The 20,563-nt window shown below is 71.2% G+C and carries 14 protein-coding genes; 9 read left to right on the top strand and 5 right to left on the bottom strand.

Annotation, left to right across the window (positions count from 1 at the left end; translation table 11 throughout):
• Positions 1–5 precede the first annotated feature (5 nt).
• Entirely contained in the window at positions 6–12,206 is a 12,201-nt protein-coding gene (locus HNQ01_RS19245) for an Ig-like domain-containing protein (RefSeq protein ID WP_173807119.1), read from the bottom strand.
• A 176-nt stretch (positions 12,207–12,382) separates the two neighbouring features.
• On the opposite strand from HNQ01_RS19245, the gene dcd reads away from it, so the two are divergent.
• On the top strand, positions 12,383–12,952 hold the full coding sequence (gene dcd, locus HNQ01_RS19240) for a dCTP deaminase (RefSeq protein ID WP_173807118.1): 570 nt from the start codon (positions 12,383–12,385) through the stop codon (positions 12,950–12,952).
• A 181-nt stretch (positions 12,953–13,133) separates the two neighbouring features.
• Entirely contained in the window at positions 13,134–13,526 is a 393-nt protein-coding gene (locus tag HNQ01_RS19235; RefSeq protein ID WP_173807117.1) for a DUF1801 domain-containing protein, read from the top strand.
• Here HNQ01_RS19235 and HNQ01_RS19230 read toward each other — a convergent pair.
• Genes HNQ01_RS19230 through flgA form a run of 4 tightly spaced genes read right to left on the bottom strand, consistent with a single transcriptional unit; the run spans position 13,514 to position 15,280 of the window.
• Positions 13,514–13,888, bottom strand: coding sequence for a hypothetical protein (locus HNQ01_RS19230; RefSeq protein ID WP_173807116.1), 375 nt, complete (start codon positions 13,886–13,888; stop codon positions 13,514–13,516). The genes HNQ01_RS19235 and HNQ01_RS19230 overlap by 13 nt on opposite strands.
• A gap of 60 nt (positions 13,889–13,948) precedes the next feature.
• A complete protein-coding gene (flgM, locus tag HNQ01_RS19225) occupies positions 13,949–14,236 on the bottom strand; it encodes a flagellar biosynthesis anti-sigma factor FlgM (RefSeq protein WP_353621743.1) in 288 nt (95 codons plus the stop codon).
• On the bottom strand, positions 14,199–14,546 hold the full coding sequence (locus HNQ01_RS22230; RefSeq protein WP_217427623.1) for a hypothetical protein: 348 nt from the start codon (positions 14,544–14,546) through the stop codon (positions 14,199–14,201). Before HNQ01_RS22230 ends, flgM begins: the two co-directional genes overlap by 38 nt.
• Positions 14,543–15,280: a flagellar basal body P-ring formation chaperone FlgA gene (flgA, locus tag HNQ01_RS19220; protein ID WP_286180986.1), complete on the bottom strand. Its 738-nt coding sequence runs from the start codon at positions 15,278–15,280 to the stop codon at positions 14,543–14,545. The genes HNQ01_RS22230 and flgA overlap by 4 nt, the downstream gene beginning before the upstream one ends.
• 144 nt (positions 15,281–15,424) lie before the next feature.
• On the opposite strand from flgA, the gene flgB reads away from it, so the two are divergent.
• The 7 genes from flgB to HNQ01_RS19185 are packed head-to-tail and all read left to right on the top strand — an operon-like array spanning position 15,425 to position 20,493.
• Positions 15,425–15,841 carry a flagellar basal body rod protein FlgB gene (gene flgB, locus HNQ01_RS19215; RefSeq protein ID WP_173807114.1) on the top strand — a complete coding sequence of 139 codons (417 nt, stop codon included), beginning with the start codon at positions 15,425–15,427 and terminating at the stop codon, positions 15,839–15,841.
• Positions 15,841–16,248: a flagellar basal body rod protein FlgC gene (gene flgC / locus HNQ01_RS19210; protein ID WP_173807113.1), complete on the top strand. Its 408-nt coding sequence runs from the start codon at positions 15,841–15,843 to the stop codon at positions 16,246–16,248. Before flgB ends, flgC begins: the two co-directional genes overlap by 1 nt.
• 27 nt (positions 16,249–16,275) lie before the next feature.
• Positions 16,276–16,962 (top strand): flagellar hook assembly protein FlgD, encoded by a 687-nt coding sequence (locus HNQ01_RS19205; protein WP_173807112.1) that lies wholly within the window; start codon positions 16,276–16,278, stop codon positions 16,960–16,962.
• Between the two features lie 44 nt (positions 16,963–17,006).
• Positions 17,007–18,230, top strand: coding sequence for a flagellar hook protein FlgE (gene flgE / locus HNQ01_RS19200; protein ID WP_173807111.1), 1,224 nt, complete (start codon positions 17,007–17,009; stop codon positions 18,228–18,230).
• A 37-nt stretch (positions 18,231–18,267) separates the two neighbouring features.
• A complete protein-coding gene (gene flgF, locus HNQ01_RS19195) occupies positions 18,268–18,996 on the top strand; it encodes a flagellar basal-body rod protein FlgF (protein WP_173807110.1) in 729 nt (242 codons plus the stop codon).
• Between the two features lie 25 nt (positions 18,997–19,021).
• A complete protein-coding gene (gene flgG / locus HNQ01_RS19190; protein WP_173807109.1) occupies positions 19,022–19,804 on the top strand; it encodes a flagellar basal-body rod protein FlgG in 783 nt (260 codons plus the stop codon).
• Positions 19,801–20,493: a flagellar basal body L-ring protein FlgH gene (locus HNQ01_RS19185; RefSeq protein WP_353621742.1), complete on the top strand. Its 693-nt coding sequence runs from the start codon at positions 19,801–19,803 to the stop codon at positions 20,491–20,493. Before flgG ends, HNQ01_RS19185 begins: the two co-directional genes overlap by 4 nt.
• The last annotated feature ends 70 nt before the right edge of the window (positions 20,494–20,563 follow it).

The raw sequence follows: 20,563 nt of genomic DNA, 5'->3' as shown, positions 1-20,563 counted from the left end.
CGATGTCATCCCAGGCCCAAGGCCAGCGCCAGTGCTTCGATTTCCTGGTCCCGGGCCGAGGCGGCCCGGGCAAGCTGAACGGCGAAGCTCTCGGGCGCGGGCAGCGCGGCCGTCGGTGCCGGCCGGGCCTCGCTGGCGCCCGTCACCGGCTCCGCAGGATCGGGCAGCGCGGGATCGACTGTAGGAGCGGGTGTCGTCGGCTGAATCGGCGAGTTGATCCCGAAAGGTCCGGCTGTTGCCTCCCGGATCTGATCGGCCTTGCTGATCGGTGCGGCGGTGGCCTGCTGCATCAGCGGGGCCGAGCCGTCGAGCTGTCCGGCCGATCCGATGCGGTCGGCCTGACCGATGACCGACTGCATCGGCGCCTCGGCCGAGATCTCGCCGGCGCCTTCCAGCGAGCGCAGCCGGTTGACCGCTTCGTTGAGCACCAGCGAGATCGGCTCGAACTCCGGCGTCATGTCGGCCAGCGCCAGCGCGCGCGCGATCTCGTCGCCGCGGCCGAGCGTTGCGTCGGCCTCGACCTGCACGGCCGCGTCCGCCGGGCTCTGCGCCGTCGTCTCGGGCGCGGCGCCTTCCGTGCCGGACGTGACCGGGGTCTGGGGCGAGTCGGTCATGGCCGGCGGCTGCGCGACCGTCGTCGTGTCCGTTCCGGTGCCGTTGCCGGTGTCGCCGGACGGCGGGGGCACGAGCGCGGGCTGCACCAGCAGCACGAAGTCGGCCCGGGTCCGGCCTCCTGCGCCATCGTCGGCCTGCACCGAGACGAGGAAGCGTCCGCTGTCCATGGAGGCTGCGCCGGATGCGACGGTGCCGGAAAGGGTCCCGGTGGCCGGATCGATCGACAGGCCCGGCGGCAGGCCGGTCGCGGTGAAGCCCAGCGCGGCGCCTTCGCGGTCGGAGAAGCCGGCGCCGGCCGCGATCGACAGCGTGTCGCCCTCGCGCGCCTCGCGGTCGGGCAGCGGCTCGGCCAGCGTCGGCGGCTGGTTGGGCACGGACGTGCCGTCGGACGCATCGGGCGTGGCCGGCAGGATGTCCAGCGTGACCGTGCCGGTGGCCGACAGCCCGGCGGCATCGGTGACGCGGTAGACGAAGCGGTCGCTGCCGCTGAAGCCGGCCTCGGGCACGAGGGTGAAGCGACCGTCCGGGTCGATCTGCAGCGTGCCGTGCTGCGGGCCGGACCCGGGCTCGATGCTGAAGACGAGCGCATCACCCTCCGGATCGGTCGCGAGCAGCCGGCCCTGCAGCGGCTGATTCTGCGCCAGCGAGGTCGAGAGGTCCTGCGCCTGCGGCGCATCGTCCTGGCCGACCACCCGCACCGACAGCGTCGCGGTCGCGCTGCCGCCCTGGCCATCGTCGACGCGGTAGGACAGCGAGGTGCTGCGCGTCTCGCCGGCACGCAGGTCAGCGAAGTCGCCGGCCGGATCGAAGCGGTAGCTGCCGTCCGCCTCGAGGGTGAATCGGCCGCCGTGCGAGCCGGCGATCGCCTGGGCGACGCCGGCGGCGCGGCCGTCGACCTCGACCACCTGCAGCGAGTCGCCGTCCGGATCGGCATCGTTGGCCAGCACGCCCTGCGCAGCCTCGCGCTGCAGCACCGAGCGATCGTCCGTGCTGGCGCTGTCGTTGGTCGCGACGGGCGCCGGATTGGCGACCGTCCAGGAGAAGCGGGCCTGATCGGAGCGACCACTGGGGTCGGTGGCGGTGATGACGACGGCGTAGGGGCTGGAGGCCGAGGCGCTGGACGAGAGGGTGCCGGTGATCAGGCCGGAGGCGGAGTCGATGCTCAGGCCCGGGGGCAGGCCGGAGGCGGTGTAGGTGAGCGCATCGCCGTCCGGGTCGGAGAAGAAGGCGGAGGCGTCAAGCGAGATGCCGGCCTGGCCGTCGCTGCCGCTCATCGTCGGGATGGGCGGGGAGGCGATCGGGGCGTCGTCGACCGGGCTGACGGTGATGGTGACGACGGCCTGGCCGGTGCGGCCGTCCGGGGTGGAGACGGTGTAGGCGATGGAGGCCTGGCCGCTGAAGTCGGCGGCCGGGGTGAAGCGGAGGGAGCCGTCAGGCAGCAGCGTGGCGCTGCCGTGGGTGGCGACGAGCGAGGCGGGGTCGATGGTGGCGCCGGCCGCATCGTTGGCGAGGGGCGCGAGGGTGACGGGCGTGTCCTCGGCAGTGGAGGCCGTGTCGTCGGCGGCGGCGGGCGGGGCCTGGGTGATCAGCCAGGAGAAGGAGCGCGAGACGGCGGCGCCACTGGGGTCGGTGGCGGTGAGGGTGACGGTGTAGGGCGAGGCGGCGTCGGCGGAGAAGGAGAGGGTGCCGGAGAGGCGGCCGGTGGCAGGGTCGATGCTCAGGCCCGGAGGCAGGCCGGAGGCGGTGTAAGTCAGCGTGTCGCCGTCGCGGTCGGAGAAGAAGGACGAGAGGTCGATGTTCTGGGCGGAGCCGGCCTGGGCGGAGCGGTCGGGCAGCGGCGAGGCGTCGGGCGCGTCGTTGGCCGGGGCGACGGTGATGGAGACGACGGCGGTGCTCTCGGCGCCGTCGGCATCGCGCAGGCGGTAGACGAGCGTGTCGGTGCCGGAGAAGTCGGCGTCGGGCGTGTAGCGCAGCGAGCCGTCGGGGTTGATGACGACCGAGCCGTGTGCGGCGGAGGCGGAGACGACGCTGAGCGCATCGCCATCCAGGTCGCTGTCGTTGGCCAGGACGGCGATGGTGACGGCCGAGTCCTCGGCGGTGGTGGCGGTGTCGTTGGCCGCGTTCGGCGTGGTGTTGGCGACCGACCAGGAGAAGCTCTGCGAGACGCGGGCGCCGCTGGGGTCGGTGGCGGTGAGGGTGACCGCGTAGGGGCCGGAGGCGGAGGCGCTGGAGTCGAGCCGGCCGGAAATCAGGCCGGTGGCCGGGTCGAGGCTCAGGCCCGGGGGCAGGCCGGAGGCGGAGTAGGTGAGCGCATCGCCATCCGGGTCGGAGAAGAAGGCCGAGGCGTCGAGCGAGACCGCATGGCCGTCGCCGCCGGAGAGGTTGCCGGCCGGCGTGGCGCTGATTGGCGCGTCGTTGGCGGCGGTGACGGTGATGACGACGGTGGTGCTGGCGGTGGCGCCATCGGCATCGCGCAGCTGGTAGACGATCGTGTCGGTGCCGGAGAAGTCGGCGTTCGGCGTGTAACGCAGCGAGCCGTCGGGATTGATGACGACCGAGCCGTGCGAAGCGGAAGCCGAGACGACGCTGAGCGCATCGCCGTCCGGATCGCTGTCGTTGGCCAGGACGGCGATGGTGACGGCCGTGTCCTCGGCAGTGGTCGCGCTGTCGTTGGAGGCCGTCGGTGCGGTGTTGGCGATCGTCCAGGTGAAGTTCTGCGAGACGCTGGCGCCGCTGGGGTCGGTGGCGGTGAGGGTGACCGCGTAGGGGCCGGAGGCGGAGGCGCTGGAGTCGATGGTGCCGGTGATGCGGCCGGTCGCCGGGTCGAGGCTCAGGCCCGGGGGCAGGCCGGTGGCGGAATAGCTCAGCGCATCGCCGTCGGGATCGGAGAAGAAGGCGGCGGCGTCGAGCGAGACCGCATGGCCGTCGCCGCTGGAGAGGTCGCCGGCCGGCGCGGCGCTGACTGGCGCGTCGTTGGCGGCGGTGACGGTGAGGACGACGGTGGCGCTGGCGGTGGCGCCATCGGCATCGCGCAGCTGGTAGACGAGCGTGTCGGTGCCGGAGAAGTCGGCGTTCGGCGCGTAGCGCAGCGAGCCGTCGGGATTGATGACGACCGAGCCGTGCGAAGCGGAAGCCGAGACGATGCTGAGCGCATCGCCGTCTGGATCGCTGTCGTTGGCCAGCACGGCGATGGTGACGGCCGAGTCCTCGGCAGTGGTCGCGCTGTCGTTGGAGGCCGTCGGCGCCGGATTGGCGACCGACCAGGAGAAGCTGGCCTGATCGGAGCGGCCGCCGGGGTCGGTGGCGGTGATGACGACGGCGTAGGGGCTGGAGGCCGAGGCGCTGGACGAGAGGGTGCCGGTGATCAGGCCGGAGGCGGGGTCGATGCTCAGGCCCGGGGGCAGGCCGGAGGCGGTGTAGGTGAGCGCATCGCCGTCCGGGTCGGAGAAGAAGGCGGAGGCGTCGAGCGAGATGCCGGCCTGGCCGTCGCTGCCGCTCATCGTCGGGATGGGCGGGGAGGCGATCGGGGCGTCGTTGACGGCCGTGACCGTGATCGTGACGACCGCTTCGGACGCTGCGCCACCGCCGTCGATGATGCCGTAGCGCACCAGTGCGGTACCGTTGAAGTCCGGGTCGGGCGTGAAGGTCAGCGAGCCGTCGGGGTTGAGGATGACCTGGCCGTTCATGGCCGAAAGACGTCCTGGATCGATCGTGGCGCCGGGCTCGTCGTTGGCCAGCACATCGAGCCGGACGGCGGTGTCTTCGGCGGTGATGGCGCTGTCGTCCGCCGCCGGCGGCGGGGTCAGCCGGATGCGCGAGTCGAAGCTGGTGCTGGCACTGGCGCCGGACGGGTCGGTGGCCGTGACCGTGATCGTGTACACCCCGTCGCCGAGGGGACCGCCTCCCGACGTGCCGGCCTGCGGAGTGCCGGAAATTCGGCCGGTCGCCGGGTCGATGCTCAGGCCCGGGGGCAGGCCGGCGGCGGAGTAGCTCAGCGCATCACCTTCGCGGTCCGTGAAGGCCAATGCGGTCTCGATGCTGACCGACGTGCCTTCCTGCGCGGTGCGGTCAGGCAGCGGTACAGCGACAGGCGCGTCGTTGACCGGGGCGACGGAGATGGAGACGACGGCGGTGCTCTCGGCGCCGTCGGCATCGCGCAGGCGGTAGACGAGGGTGTCGGTGCCGGAGAAGTCGGCGTGGGGCGTGTAGCGCAGCGAGCCGTCGGGGTTGATGACGACCGAGCCGTGTGCGGCGGAGGCGGAGACGACGCTGAGCGCGTCGCCGTCCGGATCGCTGTCGTTGGCCAGCACGGCGATGGTGACGGCCGAGTCCTCGGCGGTGGTCGCGCTGTCGTTGGCCGCGACTGGCGCGGTGTTGGCGATCGTCCAGGTGAAGTTCTGCGAGACGCTGGTGCCGCTGGGGTCGGTGGCGGTGAGGGTGACGGTGTAGGGGCCGGAGGCGGAGGCGCTGGAGGCGATGGTGCCGGTGATGCGGCCGGTCGCCGGGTCGAAGCTCAGGCCCGGAGGCAGGCCGGAGGCGGAGTAGGTGAGCGCATCGCCGTCGGGGTCGGAGAAGAAGGCCGAGGCGTCGAGCGAGACCGCATGGCCGTCGCCGCCGGAGAGGTTACCGGCCGGCGCGGCGCTGACTGGCGCGTCGTTGGCGGCGGTGACGGTGAGGACGACGGTGGCGCTGGAGGTGGCGCCATCGGCATCGCGCAGCTGGTAGACGAGCGTGTCGGTGCCGAAGAAGTCGGCGTCGGGCGTGTAGCGCAGCGAGCCGTCGGGGTTGATGACGACCGAGCCGTGGGCGGCGGAGGCGGCGATGACGCTGAGCGCATCGCCGTCCGGATCGCTGTCGTTGGCCAGGACGGCGATGGTGACGGCCGTGTCCTCGGTGGTGGTCGCGCTGTCGTTGGAGGCCGTCGGTGCGGTGTTGGCGATCGTCCAGGTGAAGTTCTGCGAGACGCTGGCGCCGCTGGGGTCGGTTGCGGTGAGGGTGACCGCGTAGGGGCCGGAGGCGGAGGCGCTGGAGGCAATGGTGCCCGTGATGCGGCCGGTTGCCGGGTCGAGGCTCAGGCCCGAAGGCAGGCCGGAGGCGGAATAGCTCAGCGCATCGCCGTCGGGATCGGAGAAGAAGGCCGAGGCGTCGAGCGAGACCGCATGGCCGTCGCCGCCGGAGAGGTTGCCGGCCGGCGCGGCGCTGACTGGCGCGTCGTTGGCGGCGGTGACGGTGAGGACGACGGTGGCGCTGGCGGTGGCGCCATCGGCATCGCGCAGCTGGTAGACGATCGTGTCGGTGCCGGAGAAGTCGACGTTTGGCGTGTAGCGCAGCGAGCCGTCGGGGTTGATGACGACCGAGCCGTGAGCGGCGGAGGCGGAGATGACGGTGAGCGCATCGCCGTCTGGATCGCTGTCGTTGGCCAGGACGGCGATGGTGACGGCCGAGTCCTCGGCGGTGGTCGCGCTGTCGTTGGAGGCCGTCGGCGCCGGATTGGCGACCGACCAGGAGAAGCTGGCCTGATCGGAGCGGCCGCTGGGGTCGGTGGCGGTGATGACGACCGCGTAGGGGCCGGAAGCGGAAGCTCCGGCGGCGATGGTGCCGGTGATCAGACCGGTGGTGGGGTCGATGCTCAGGCCCGGGGGCAGGCCGGAGGCGGTGTAGGTGAGCGCATCGCCGTCCGGGTCGGAGAAGAAGGCGGAGGCGTCGAGCGAGATGCCGGCCTGGCCGTCGCTGCCGCTCATCGTCGGGATGGGCGGGGAGGCGATCGGGGCGTCGTCGACCGGGCTGACGGTGATGGTGACGACGGCCTGGCCGGTGCGGCCGTCCGGGGTGGAGACGGTGTAGGCGACGGAGGCCTGGCCGCTGAAGTCGGCGGCCGGGGTGAAGCGCAGGGAGCCGTCGGGCAGCAGCGTGGCGCTGCCGTGGGTGGCGACGAGCGAGGCGGGGTCGATGGAGGCGCCGGCCGCGTCGTTGGCGAGGGGCGCGAGGGTGACGGGCGTGTCCTCGGCGGTTGAGGCCGTGTCGTCGACGGCGGCGGGCGGGGCCTGGGTGATCAGCCAGGAGAAGGAGCGCGAGACGGCGGCGCCGCCGGGGTCGGTGGCGGTGAGGGTGACGGTGTAGGGCGAGGCGGCGTCGGCGGAGAAGGGGAGGGTGCCGGAGAGGCGGCCGGAGGCGGGATCGAGCACGAGGCCCGGGGGCAGGCCGGAGGCGGAGTAGGTGAGCGCATCGCCGTCGCGGTCGGAGAAGAAGGACGAGAGGTCGATGTCCTGGGTGGAGCCGGCCTGGGCGGAGCGGTCGGGCAGCGGCGAGGCGTCGGGCGCGTCGTTGACCGGGGCGACGGAGATGGAGACGACGGCGGTGCTCTCGGCGCCGTCGGCATCGCGCAGGCGGTAAACGAGCGTGTCGGTGCCGGAGAAGTCGGTGTGGGGCGTGTAGCGCAGCGAGCCGTCGGGGTTGATGACGACCGAGCCGTGTGCGGCGGAGGCGGAGACGACGCTGAGCGCATCGCCATCCAGGTCGCTGTCGTTGGCCAGCACGGCGAGGGTGACGGCCGAGTCCTCGGCGGTGGTGGCGGTGTCGTTGGCCGCGTTCGGCGTGGTGTTGGCGACCGACCAGGAGAAGCTCTGCGAGACGCGGGCGCCGCTGGGGTCGGTGGCGGTGAGGGTGACCGCGTAGGGCCCGGAGGCCGAGGCGCTGGAGTCGAGCCGGCCGGAAATCAGGCCGGTGGCGGGGTCGAGGCTCAGGCCTGGGGGCAGGCCGGAGGCGGAGTAGATCAGTGCATCGCCATCCGGGTCGGAGAAGAAGGCCGAGGCGTCGAGCGAGACCGCTTCGGCATCGTCGCTGGCCTGCGTGCCCGGCGTGGCACCGACCACCGGGCTGTCGTTGACCGGCGTGACGCTCACGGTCACGGTGGCGCTGCGCGTGGCGCCGTCCGGATCGGCCACGGTGTAGCTGATCGTCGCGGTGCCGCTGAAGTCCGCCGGCGGGGTGTAGAGCAGGCGGCCGTCGGGCTGGATCGCGACCTGGCCACGGTCGACGCTGGCGGCGGTCACGCTGAGCGGGTCGCCGTCCGGGTCGCTGTCGTTGGCCAGCACATCGATCGTGACCGGCGTGTCCTCGGGCGTGCTGGCGGTGTCGTCCACTGCCTGGGGCGGCTGGTCGGGCGCGGCCGAGACGACGACCGTGACGGTGGCGGTCTCGGTGGTGCCGCTGGAGGTGACGGTGTACTGGAAGCTGTCGGTGCCGATGAATCCGGCCGTCGGGGTGTAGAGGGCCTGGCCGCTGGCGGAGATCGTGACCGTGCCGTGCGCCGGCGTGCTGTGGCCGCTCACCACGCGCGCCGCATTCTCGAAGCTGTCGTTGCTCAGCAGGTTGAAGGCGACCGCGGTGCCGGCGGTGGTGGCGGCCTGGTCGTCGACGATGTCGGCCACCGGCGCGATGTTCAGCAGCGCGGTGCTGATCACCGGCGTGCCGATCAGGCCGTCGGTCAGGCGCAGGCCCAGCGTGAGCGAGCCGTTGTAGTCGGGCCCCGGCGTGTAGATCAGGCCGTCGAGGGCCGCGTCGATGTCGCCCACGCTGCCGCGCAGCCGCAGCGAACCGCTGCCGTCGGCCGTGCCGTCGAGGAACGTGATGCCGGCGGTCGAGCCCAGCGTCAGCGTGCCTTCGGGCACGTCGAGGTGCAGCTCGACGATGCCGCCATCGACATCGCCGATCTCGATGCGGGTGCCGTTGACGCTGGCGAAGACCAGCGGCGTGTCCTCGGCGAACGGCGTCAGCGCGGGCAGCCGGATCGTCGGCAGGTCGTTCAGCGCATTCACCGTCACGCTGGCGGTCGCGGTGGCGCTGCCGCCCTGGCCGTCGACGACCACGTAGGTGATGACGTCGGCCCCGGCGAAGTCGGCGTCCGGCGTGTAGCGCAGCGTGCCGTCGGGCAGCAGATCGACCTGGCCGTGCAGCGCCGAGGCGCTGGACACGCTCAGCGTGCCGCCGTTGGGGTCCTGGTCGTTGGCCAGCACGTCGATGACGACCTGGCTGTCCTCGTCCACGCTGGCCAGGTCGGCCACCGCGACCGGCAGCGCATTGCTGATCAGCAGCCGCAGGGCCGTGCTGGTGCTGGCGCCCGACAGATCGGTTGCGGTGACCAGGATCGGCACCACGCCGGTGCCGCCGAGCAGGAAGCTGTCGTCGGCCAGCGTGCCGGAGATCAGCCCGGTCGTGGCGTCGATCGCCAGGCCGGCGGGCAGGCCGGTGGCGGAGAAGCTCAGCCGGTCGCCGTGCGTCAGCAGATTGCCGTCGTCGAAGGCGCTGGCGGTGGCGATCGACACGGTGGCGCCGGCCAGCGCCTGCACATCGGCCAGCAGGCCGGCGGTCGGCGCGAGGTTGGTGGCCACGTCCACCGTGACCGTCACCACCTCGTCGGCGCCGCCGGAGCGCACGGTGTAGCTGAAGCTGTCGCTGCCGGTGTGGAGCGGCAGCGCGGTGTAGGTGATGCGACCGTCGACGCCCAGCACCACCGTGCCGTGGCTGGCGCCGGAGACCGAGACGACGGTGGCGCCCGCGTTCTCGAAGGCATCGTCGGCCAGCGGGTCGAAGACCACCGGCAGGCTGCCCAGCGCCTGCAGGGCCTCGCCGCTGCCGTCGGTGACCGGGGTGACGGTCAGCGCGACGCTGCCGGCATGCGACAGCGCGCCGTCGTCCAGGCCCAGCGTCAGCGTGTCGGCGCCGTGATAGTCGGCATCGGGCCGGTATTCGAGCGTGGCCAGCGCGGCATTGATCGCCGCGGCGCTGCCGGAGAACACCAGCCGCGCGCTGCCGCTGCCGTCGCCCTCGATGAAGCCCAGACCGGCGCTGCTGCCCAGCACCAGCCGGCCGTGCGCCACCTCGAGCGCCAGCGTCAGCGCATCGCCATCGCTGTCGGCCACCGACAGGCCGGCCAGCGCCAGCGTGCTGTCCTCCGCCAGGACCTGCGAGGCCGGCAGCGTCAGCACCGGCGCCTGGTTGACCGCGGTGACGCTGAGGGTCACGGTGGCGGTCTCGGTCGTACCGTTGGAGGTGACGGTGTACTGGAAGCTGTCGGTGCCGGTGTGGCCGATGTCCGGCGTGTAGAGCGCGCTGCCGTCCGCGGCGATCGTGACCGAACCATGCGCCGGCACGGTGTAGCCGCTCACCACGCGGCCGCCGTTCTCGAAGCTGTCGTTGGCCAGCACGTTGAAGCTGACCGCCTGGCCGGGCAGGGTGTGCACATGGTCGTCGACGATGTCGGCGACCGCGGCGATGCCGATCGGCAGCGTCGCGGTGACCGCCAGCGGCAGGCTGACCGGACCGAGGTCGATCGTGAGCGTGACCGAGCCGTTGTGGTCGCGTCCCGGCTGCCAGACCAGCCCGTCCAGCGCGGCATTGATGTCGGCCACCAGGCCCTGGATCGTGATGTCCGAGCTGACGTTGTTCGAGCCGTTCTCGAGCGTCACGTTCGTGGTGCTGCCCAGGGTCAGCAGCCCGTCGGGCACGCGCAGGCGCACCTGCAGCAGGTCGCCGTCGATGTCGCCGACGCTGATCGCGGTGCCGCCGGCCTGCGCGAACAGCAGCGGCGTGTCCTCGGCCAGCAGCGTCAGCGTGGGCAGCGTGAGCGTCGGCAGGTCGATCTGCGGCCGCACGGTGACCGCCACCACCGACGAGGCGCTGCCGCCGGCGCCGTCGGAAAGGGTGTAGCCGATGCTGTCGATGCCGTGGTAGTTCGCCGCCGGCACATAGGTCAGCGTGCCGTCGGGGTTGAGGGTCACGCTGCCGTGGCTGGCGGTGGCGCTGGCGACGCTCAGCGTCTGGCCGTCGGGATCGATGTCGTTCAGGCGCACGTCGAGCGTGGCCGAGCCGTCCTCGTTGACCGTCAGCACGTCGGCCACCGCGATCGGCGGGGTGTTGAGCGCGACCGTCACGTTCACGGTCGCTGTCTCCGTCGTGCCTCCGGCCGAGACGGTGTAGGTGAAGCTGTCGCTGCCGGTGTAGCCGAGGAAGGGCGTGTAGCTCACCAGCCCGCCCGGCGCCAGCAGCACCGTGCCGTGCGAGGCCGCACCGACCGAGACGATCGAGGCCGAGGGGTCCTCGAAGCCGTCGTTCAGCAGCGGGTTCACCAGCGTGGGCGTGTTGACCAGCACCCGCAGCGTGTCGTTCGCGCCGTCGGGCTGGGCGCCGATGCTCAGGGCGACGCTGCCGCTGCGGGGGGTGTCGCCGTCGCTGGCGCTGACGCTCAGTGCGTCGCTGCCGTTGTAGTCCGGGTCCGGCTGGTAGGTCAGGCCCTGCAGCGCGGCGTTGATCGCGCTGCTGCTGCCGCTGAGCGTCATCGTGCGGTCGGCGCTGCCGTCGCCGCTGGAAAAGCTCAGGCCCGTGGTGCCCGAGAGGCTCAGCGTGCCGTGCGCGACGCCGAGCGTGACCGTCAGCGAGCTGTCGTCCGGGTCGGAGACGCTGATGGCGTTGCCCGCGGCGCTGCTGAAGCCCAGGCTGCCATCCTCGGCCAGCGTCTGGGTCGCCGACGGGGCGCTGACCGCCGGCGCGGCATCGGCCACGTCGATGACGAAGGCAGCCTGCTGGGTCAGCGTCACCAGAGGCAGACCCAGCAGCCGATAGCTCTTGGTGACCACGACATCGAAGGTCGGATCATTGCCGTGGTTCTCCAGCGCCAGCGCCGAGACGGTGCCGCTGATCGTGCCAGTGCTGCTGTTGATGGACAGGCCGGTCGGCAGGCCGGTGGCACTGTAGGACTCGCTGCTGACGATGCCCACGATCGTGCCGAGCAGGCCCTGGTATTGCGACAGGGTGATGGTCACGCTGTCGCGCTCGTTGACCTCGAAGGTCGTCAGCAGGCCGTTCCAGCCGGCTGCGTCCAGTGCTGTTGCCTCGATCGCGCCGGTGCGGGCCTCCAGCGTCCAGTCGCCGCCCAGTGCGCTGGCGCCGGTGGCGTCGACCGAAGCGGCCACATCCGCGCCGCCGAGCGCCTGCGACAGCGCCTGCATCGCCGCCTGGCCGCTCTCGCCCTGGCCGAAGTCGCAGCCGTAGACCAGCACGTCGGCGCCGGCGGCCAGATGGGTGCCGATCTCGGTCAGCATTGGGCGCTGCGCGTCGAAGCTGGCGGACAGCGGCGCGAGAACGCTGCCGCCGAGGTCGATGCTGCCGCTGCTGCCATGCGTGAAGAGGTGCAGCGCGGCCACATCCTGGCGCCCGGCGAGCGCGTCGCGGATCTGCGTCAGGCCGTCGCGTGCCGGGTCGAGCATCACCACCTCGACCTGCGGTCCCAGGCTGGCGGCCAGCCCCTGCGCATCCTGCAGCGTCGAGGACACGAAGGCGACCTGCGCCGGGCTGGCCGCGGTGGCGTCCGGCGCTGCCGCCAGCGCGGCCATCAGCGCGGCGCCGTCGTCCACCGGGGCGGGAGCAGGCGGCTCGGCCGCTGCCTCGATCGCGTGTTCCAGCGTCAGCGCCGCGGCCGCATCGAACATCAGCCGCGGCTCGAGCCGGCGCCGGCCCGAGGTGGGCAGCGGCTGCAAGGGCAGAGCCGCCTGCGGCGGGGTGGACGGTCGGGGCTTGCGGGGGATCCAGGCCATGGGGCACCTCTGCACGATCGGCGCGGCACGCAACAGGCCGCATCGGTCCGAGACATCGGCAGAGCGCGGCGTTACCGGATCGGTGTTCGCCCGCCCCCGGATCGGGGTTTGCCCTGGGGGCCTTGGGCTTAGAATCCGGCCTCCCTGAAAGAAGGACCACCCGTCCCCCCGCAGTCATGAGCATCAAGAGCGACAAGTGGATCCGCCGCATGGCGGAGCAGCACGGCATGATCGAGCCGTTCGAGCCGTCCCAGGTGCGCTTCGCTCCGGGCGGGCAGAAGATCGTCAGCTACGGCACGTCGAGCTACGGCTACGACATCCGCTGCGCCGACGAGTTCAAGATCTTCACCAACGTGCATTCCACGGTGGTCGACCCGAAGAACTTCGACGAGAAGAGCTTCGTCGACTTCAAGGGCGACGTCTGCATCATCCCGCCCAACAGCTTCGCGCTGGCGCGCACGGTCGAGTACTTCCGCATCCCGCGCAGCGTGCTGACCGTCTGCCTGGGCAAGAGCACCTACGCGCGCTGCGGCATCATCGTCAACGTCACGCCCTTCGAGCCCGAGTGGGAAGGCTACGTGACGCTGGAGTTCTCGAACACCACGCCGCTGCCGGCCAAGATCTACGCCGGCGAAGGCTGCGCGCAGGTGCTGTTCTTCGAGTCCGACGAGGTCTGCGAGACCAGCTACCGCGATCGCGGCGGCAAGTACCAGGGCCAGACCGGCGTCACGCTGCCGCGTACCTGATCTCCCCGCCTCGGGTTTGCCCGGTCGAGGGGTTCGGCCGCTTTGCTACCATTGACGTGCTGCATTGACCATCCCGGCTTCATGGGATGATCAGGTAAAAAAATGTTGCTCCGCGCGGTGCCGTGATCTCGTCGACACCTCGAGATCACGCTGCAGTCGACCCGAGACGGAACGGTTTTCAATGCGACATCTTGTCCGGCCCGCCGCGCTGGTGGCCAACTTCTTCGACATGCTCCAGCCCTCGCAGGTGGCGACCGCACAGGCCATCCAGCAGGCCGTGCTGGCCGCCGAGCCGGAGATCAGCCAGACGGTGCGCTGGGGCAACCTGATGTTCCTGCACCGCGGCATCGGCGTGCTGAGCCTGGTGCTGCACAAGGGGCAGGCGCATCTGCAGGTGCTCAACGGCGCGGGGCTGGGCACGCGCTTTCCGCAGCTCGACGGGGTCGGCCGCGGCATGCGCATCCTGAAGTTCCGCTACAACCACCCGGTCGATGCCGGGCTGATCCGCGAGGTCGTGCTGGCCTCGCTGACGCTGGCCCATGCGCAGGACCTGCGCCGGGGTCAGGTCGCGTAGCCGCGGCGGATGCGTGCGGCCGGGTCGGCCGCGCCGTGTCGTGCGCCGTCGCCGAGCATCGTCGCCAGCGCCTGGTCCAGCGGTGCGGTCGTGCGCGCCAGCCGGCCGAGCTGCTGACGCACCTGCAGCGCGAGCTGCTTCAGCCGCGACTTCTGGTCCGGGCTGATCCGTTCCAGGCGCGCCGCCGCGCCGAAGCTGTCCATCGTCTGGGCGAGCAGCGGCTGCAGCCGGCGCGACTGCGGCTCGATGCGCTCATGATCCTGCAGCCGCAGGATGTGCTCGAGCTGGCCGAGCTCGCGCTCGAGCTGGTCGAGCAGCGCATCCAGGGCCGGATCGCGGGAAGGGGTGGGGCGGACGGACATCATCATCGTGGGGACGGCGCGACAGGAAAGGGAGGCGGGCCGTCACGATGACCACCGGCCTCAGCGGCCGGTGCCGATCTGGCCCAGGAGATCCTGGGCGTTCGCCAGCATCTTGTCGGCGATCGCCTCGGCATTGACGCGGTAGGTGCCGTCGAGCACGGCCTGGCGCATGCGCTCGACCTTCTCGGTATCGAACTCGGCCGGCGAGGCCGCACCCTCGCGCATCGTCGAGCTGAGCTCGGACATCTGCACCGAGCTGCCCTCCGGGCTGTCCTTCGGGGTGCCGGCCTGCGGCGCCGGCGGGGTGGCGTCACGCGGCGTCTCCGTCCTGGACGGAGTCGCGTTCACCGGGGCCGGAGCGCTGGTGTTCAGGGAATTGCTGTTGCCGATCTTCATCACGTACTCCTGCGAACCTTGGGCGGTCCTTGTTCCGGGTGTCGAGTCCTCGACCGCCAGAACACAACCCCTGTGCCGTGGCGTGTGACCGAATTCTCGCAACCTCTGTGTCAAGGTGGGTATCGGTCGCCATGCCGGTCACTTTAGCCGGAGCGTGTGGAAGTTGTATCTGCTTGTGTTTCAATTGTGCGGGATCATGCACTTCAGGGAAGGGCATGGCGAAGCCCAGGCGTTCGGCGTCGCGGCGGATCTTGCGGCTCATGAGCGGACCTCCACTTCGCGTTCGCCGACCGGCTGGCCGCTGACGACACGTCCCGACGGGGTGCGCACCCGCACCGGCTGTCCGTCGAGGCCCGCGCCCAGCGCCTGGCCTTCCGACGAGACGCTGAAGCCCTCGCCGCGGTAGGTGATCGTGACCGTCTCGCCGGCGGCGAACCACTGGCGCACGCGCAGGTGCATCGCGCGCAGCGGCGTGCCCGGGGCCAGCGAGCTGCCCAGGCGCCGCCCGACCAGCGCCTGCGGATCCTGGAAGACCGGGCTGCCGCCCCCCTCGGCGATGTCGATCTCGTCGACGCGCAGGTCCTCGGCGCGCAGGTCGGCGCCGGCCTGCAGCGGCACGGCGCTGACGACGGCGCGGCTCCACACCCGCACCGTCACCGGCAGGAAGACGTTCCAGGCCACCTCGCCGTCGGTGCAGCGCAGGCCGACGCGGGTGCGGCCCCAGGCGGTCGAGCCGGTCGGAAGATAGGGCTCGATGCGCCGGCACGGCGCCAGCTTCAGCCGCGGGTCGAGCCGGCCGGGCTCGATCTCGATGCGCATGCCCGGCAGCGTCGGCGAGACCGCGCGCGCCAGCTCGACCAGCCGCGCCACGGGAATCGGCGCGGCGGCCGGGCCGCCGTCCTCGCCCGCGGCATGCGACACGGCCGGCGACAGCGCCATCAGGGCGCAGACCAGTGCGGGCGACAGCCGGCGGACGGAAGACAGTGACGGGATCATGACCGGGCACTGTAGGCCGCCCGGGGCGGTGCGCAGTGTTCAAGATGGGGCGCGGCCGTCGGCCTTTTCGAGGGAGCGGGGCCGGCGGGGGACATCAAGAATGCCGCCAGATCCCCGAACCCCGACCCCGATGCCGAGGATGTCATGCTGAACCGTCTCGACAGCTCGCTGGGCTTCCAGTCCCAGGCGCTGCTGCTGCGCGCCGAGCGCCAGCGGCTGATCGCGAGCAACATCGCCAACGCCGACACGCCCGGCTTCCAGGCGCGCGACTTCGACTTCGCCTCGGCGCTGCGCGAGGCCACCGGCGGCGCGCGCGTGCAGCCCGTCGCGCTGGCCGCCACCGGCGAGCGCCATCTCGGCGCGCCGACCGGTGCCACCCCGCCGGTGCGCGAGGCCTCGCTGCTGTACGCGCTGCCCAGCCAGACCAACCTCGACGGCAACTCGGTCGACATGGACCGCGAGCGCGCCAGCTTCGTCGACAACGCGGTCAAGTACGAGGCCACGCTGCGCTTCCTCAACAACAGCCTGCGCGAGATGCAGGACGCGATCAAGGGGCAGTGATGTCGCTTCTCAGGATCTTCCATGTCTCCGGCAGCGCCGTCAGCGCGCAGAGCCAGCGGCTCAACACCGTCTCGACCAACCTGGCCAACGCCGACACTGTCGCCGGCCCGGACGGCAAGAGCTTCAAGGCGCGCCAGGTGATGTTCCAGACCGTGCCGATGGGCGACGCGGCGGCGGTGGGCGTGCAGGTGGCGGGCGTGCGCGAGGACGACACGCCGGGCCGGCGCGTGCACGACCCTTCGCATCCGAACGCCGACGCCGACGGCTACGTCACCTTCAGCAACGTCAACGCGGTCGAGGAGATGGTCAACATGATCTCGGCCTCGCGCTCCTACCAGAACAACGTCGAGGTGATGAACACCGCCAAGACGCTGCTCACCAAGACCCTGCAGATGGGTCAGAACTGATCCCCGATCCCTCGCGGAACGCACGTCATGGCCACCACCACCTCCTCCACCTCGTCGGCGAACAGCGCGCTGATCGCCCAGCTCAACGGAACGACCTCGTCGGGCAGCGCCACCAGCGCGACCAAGGCGATGTCGGACCAGTTCATGAAGCTGCTGATCACGCAGGTCCAGAACCAGGATCCGCTGAACCCGACCGACAACGCGCAGTTCACCAGCCAGCTCGCGCAGATCAACACCGTCTCCGGCCTGGAGAAGGTCAACGAGAGCATCGCGTCGATGTCGAGCCAGTTCCTGCAGATGCAGGCGCTGCAGAGCGCGTCGCTGGTGGGCCGTTCGGTCATCGTGCCGGGCAGCTCGCTGCCGGTCAGCAACGGCAGGGCCAGCGGCTACTTCGAGCTCGGCAGCGCGGCCGACTCGGTCAAGGTCGACGTGCTGTCGAGCGCCGGCCGGGTCATCGACACCATCGACGTCGGCGCCGAGTCCTCGGGTCGCCACCAGTTCACCTGGACGCCGGGCGAGGGCGTCGGCGACACCAGTGGTCTGCGCTTCCGCGTCACCGCGACCCGCGGCACCGCCTCGGTCAGCTCGACCGCGCTGCAGAGCCAGGCCATCACCTCGGTGGCAGCCGGCACCAGCGGCAACTCGTCGCTGCGCCTGACGCTCAAGGACGGCTCGACCGTCTCCTACAGCGACGTGCGCGCCTTCGGCGGCTGATCCCTCCCTTTTCCCCAAGCACCGCCTTCTCCCAGGAGTCATCCATGAGCTTCCAGCAAGGCCTGTCGGGCCTGAATGCCACCAGCAAGAGCCTCGAGGTCATCGGCAACAACATCGCCAATGCCGGGACCTACGGCGCCAAGGCGGCGCGTGCCGAGTTCGCCGACCTCTATGCCCGCTCGCTCGGGGGGTCCAACAGCGCAGGCATCGGCGTGCAGGTCGCCAACATCGCGCAGCAGTTCTCGCAGGGCGGCATCGTCTCGACGAACAACCTGATGGACGTCGCGATCAACGGCGAGGGCTTCTTCCAGATGCAGGACGCCAGCGGCCAGATGCTGTACTCGCGCAACGGCCAGTTCAAGCTCGACAGCGACGGCTTCATCGTCAACGGCGCCGGCCACCGCCTGCTCGGCTACCCGATCGACGATGTCGGCAACCTGGTCACGCAGGTGCGCTCGCAGCTGCAGCTGCCGACGGTGGGCATCGCGCCGAAGGCGACCAGCGACGTCAAGTTCGAGATGAATCTCGACTCGCGCAAGACCGCCGTCAGCGGCGGGATCGACTACAACGATCCGGCCACCTACAACAACGCCACCTCGGTGCGCATCTACGACGCCAAGGGCCAGCCGGTCGACGTGACGCTGTACTTCCAGAAGACCGCCACCGACACCTGGAACGTCTACTCGACCTCGCCGGACATCAACGGCGACGGCAAGCCCGAGGAGCTCAACGTCTCGCAGATCACCTTCGACTCCAACGGCCTGAACCCGAGCCTGACCGAGCTGTCGCTGGACATCCCGGCCGGCGGCAGCGCGTACGACGCGATCAGCGGCGTCAAGGTCGACCTGTCGAAGCTGACCCAGTTCGGCGGCAACTTCGGCGTGACCAACGTCAGCCAGGACGGCTACGCGCCGGGCCAGCTGACCCAGCTCACCATCGAGGAGGACGGCATCATCACCGCCCGCTACTCGAACAGCATGACCCAGACCGCCGGCCAGATCGAGCTGGCGAACTTCCGCAACCCGCAGGGCCTGAAGTCGATGGGCGGCAACGTCTGGGCCGCCAGCTACGCCTCGGGCGACCCGGTCGCCGGCGTGCCGGGCTCGGCGACGCTGGGCCTGCTGAAGTCGGGCGCGCTGGAGGAGTCCAACGTCGACATGACCGCCGAGCTGGTCAACATGATCACCGTGCAGCGCCTCTACCAGGCCAACGCGCAGACGATCAAGACGCAGGACTCGGTGCTGCAGACGCTGGTCAGCCTGCGCTGATCCGCCCCGGCACGAACCGAACTGAACGGAGTCGGCGATGGACCGCAGGATCTACCTCTCGATGTCGGGCGCGAAGGCGACGATGCAGCGCCAGGACGTGCTGTCGCACAACCTGGCCAACGTCACGACGACGGGCTTCCGCGAGGAGCTGCAGTCCTTCCGCGCGGTGCCGGTGCGCGGCGACGGCGCCTCGACGCGCGCCTACGCGCTGGAGACGACGACCGGCTACAACCCGGCGCCGGGCCCGGTCAACGCCACCGGGCGTGCGCTCGATGTCGCGGCCCAGGGCAACGCCTGGTTCGCGGTCCAGGGCCTGGACGGCACCGAGGCCTACACCCGTGCCGGCGCCTTCGAGACCACCGCCGAAGGCACGCTGGTGACCCGCTCGGGCGGGCTGCCGGTGATCGGCGAGGGCGGCCCGATCACGATTCCGCCGAACGCCGAGGTCACGATCGGCGACGACGGCACCGTCGCGGCCAAGGTGCCGGGCGGACCGTCGACGGCGGTCGGCCGGCTCAAGCTGGTCGTGCCGGAGACCGCGCTGAACCGCGGCGCCGATGGCCTGTTCCGCTCGCCGGGCGGCGATCTGGCCGGCGAGCCGACCGCGCGCGTCACGCAGGGCGCGCTGGAGGGCTCGAACGTCAGCGCCGTCGGCACGATGGTGGCGATGATCGCGGCCGCGCGCCAGTTCGAGGCCCAGACCAAGGCGATGCAGACCGCCGAGAAGGACGAGCAGCAGGCCCAGCAGCTGCTGTCGATGAACTGATTCCGAACACGAAGGAGCCGATGCCATGATGCGCGCGCTGTGGATCTCGAAGACCGGCATGGAAGCCCAGCAGACCCAGCTGGATGTGACCTCGCACAACCTGGCCAACGTGGCCACCAACGGGTTCAAGAAGTCGCACGCCGTCTTCGAGGACCTGATGTACCAGTCGCTGCGCCAGACCGGCGCCTCCAACGGCGAGCAGGCGCAGCTGCCCACCGGGCTGCAGGTCGGCCTGGGCGTGCGCACGGTGGCGACCTCGCGCCAGTTCAGCCAGGGCACGCTGCAGCAGACCTCCAACCCGCTCGATGTCGCGATCAAGGGCAACGGCTTCTTCCAGGTGCAGATGCCCGACGGCTCGACCGGCTACACCCGCGACGGCGCCTTCCAGGTCAGCGCGACCGGCCAGCTGGTGACCAACAACGGCCAGCAGGTGCTGCCGGGCGTGACGATTCCGGCCAACGCGCAGTCGATCACCATCGGCGCCGACGGCACCGTCTCGGTGGCGGTGCCGGGCCAGGCCGCGCCGCAGTCGGTGGGCCAGCTGACGCTGGCGAACTTCGTCAATCCGGCCGGTCTGGAGCCGCGCGGCCAGAACCTGTTCACCGAGACCGCCTCGTCGGGCACGCCGAGCACCTCGGCGCCGGGCGCCGACGGCACCGGCAACCTCGCGCAGGGCTTCGTCGAGTCCTCGAACGTCAACGTCGTCGAGGAGCTGATCGGCATGATCCAGACGCAGCGCGCCTACGAGCTGAACTCGAAGGCGATCACCACCTCGGACCAGATGCTGCAGCGTCTGGCGCAGCTGTGAGCGCGGGCCGCCGCTCGGCCGGGGCCGCGGCGGTGCTGCTGCTGGCGCAGGCGCTGGCCGGCTGCCAGTCGGTCATGCCGACGGTGGCCCGGGTCGACATGCCCGAACCGGTCGTCGTGCGGCCCTATGCGCAGCCGGTGCCGATGCGCACCAATGGCTCGATCTACCAGGCCAGCCAGTACCGGCCGCTGTTCGAGGACCACCGCGCGCGGCTGGTGGGCGACACCATCACGGTGCAGATCATCGAGCGGGTCAGCGCCAGTTCCAACTCGACCAGCACCGTCGAGAAGAAGGGCGAGCTCTCGGGCTCGATCACCGCGCTGCCGATGCTGTCGGCCAACTCCTTCGCGCGCGCGGGCGTCGGCGGAAGCAGCGCCAACACCTTCAGCGGCAAGGGCGGCACGCAGAACAGCAACAACTTCAGCGGCACGATCACCGCCACCGTCGTCGAGGTGCTGCCCAACGGCCACCTGGTCATCGCCGGCGAGAAGCAGATCGGCGTCAACGACAGCGTCGACGTGCTGCGCTTTTCCGGCCAGATCGACCCGCGCGCGATCCAGCCCGGCAACCAGGTCGCGTCGGCGCAGATCGCCAACGTGCGCGTCGAGCAGAAGGGCCGCGGCGGCCAGGCCGACGCGCAGCAGATCGGCTGGCTGTCGCGCTTCTTCCTCAACCTGATGCCGATCTGAGGCCGCGAGGCGCCAGCGGCGGAGTTCCCGATGTCCAGTTTTCCGATGCCCCGGCGCTCGCCGGTCCTGC

This window comes from Sphaerotilus uruguayifluvii, assembly GCF_013294065.1.
GTDB lineage: Bacteria > Pseudomonadota > Gammaproteobacteria > Burkholderiales > Burkholderiaceae_C > Sphaerotilus > Sphaerotilus uruguayifluvii.
Note: the sequence above shows the minus strand (reverse complement) of the source record. Positions and strands in the feature narration are given on the sequence as shown.

What these genes read in the sequence shown, in the direction of transcription:
- HNQ01_RS19245 (WP_173807119.1), bottom strand. Translation starts at nt 12,206, where the DNA reads ATGGCCTGGATCCCCCGCAAGCCCCGACCGTCCACCCCGCCGCAGGCG.
- dcd (WP_173807118.1), top strand. Translation starts at nt 12,383, where the DNA reads ATGAGCATCAAGAGCGACAAGTGGATCCGCCGCATGGCGGAGCAGCAC.
- HNQ01_RS19235 (WP_173807117.1), top strand. Translation starts at nt 13,134, where the DNA reads ATGCGACATCTTGTCCGGCCCGCCGCGCTGGTGGCCAACTTCTTCGAC.
- HNQ01_RS19230 (WP_173807116.1), bottom strand. Translation starts at nt 13,888, where the DNA reads ATGTCCGTCCGCCCCACCCCTTCCCGCGATCCGGCCCTGGATGCGCTG.
- HNQ01_RS22230 (WP_217427623.1), bottom strand. Translation starts at nt 14,546, where the DNA reads ATGAGCCGCAAGATCCGCCGCGACGCCGAACGCCTGGGCTTCGCCATG.
- flgA (WP_286180986.1), bottom strand. Translation starts at nt 15,280, where the DNA reads ATGATCCCGTCACTGTCTTCCGTCCGCCGGCTGTCGCCCGCACTGGTC.
- flgB (WP_173807114.1), top strand. Translation starts at nt 15,425, where the DNA reads ATGCTGAACCGTCTCGACAGCTCGCTGGGCTTCCAGTCCCAGGCGCTG.
- flgC (WP_173807113.1), top strand. Translation starts at nt 15,841, where the DNA reads ATGTCGCTTCTCAGGATCTTCCATGTCTCCGGCAGCGCCGTCAGCGCG.
- HNQ01_RS19205 (WP_173807112.1), top strand. Translation starts at nt 16,276, where the DNA reads ATGGCCACCACCACCTCCTCCACCTCGTCGGCGAACAGCGCGCTGATC.
- flgE (WP_173807111.1), top strand. Translation starts at nt 17,007, where the DNA reads ATGAGCTTCCAGCAAGGCCTGTCGGGCCTGAATGCCACCAGCAAGAGC.
- flgF (WP_173807110.1), top strand. Translation starts at nt 18,268, where the DNA reads ATGGACCGCAGGATCTACCTCTCGATGTCGGGCGCGAAGGCGACGATG.
- flgG (WP_173807109.1), top strand. Translation starts at nt 19,022, where the DNA reads ATGATGCGCGCGCTGTGGATCTCGAAGACCGGCATGGAAGCCCAGCAG.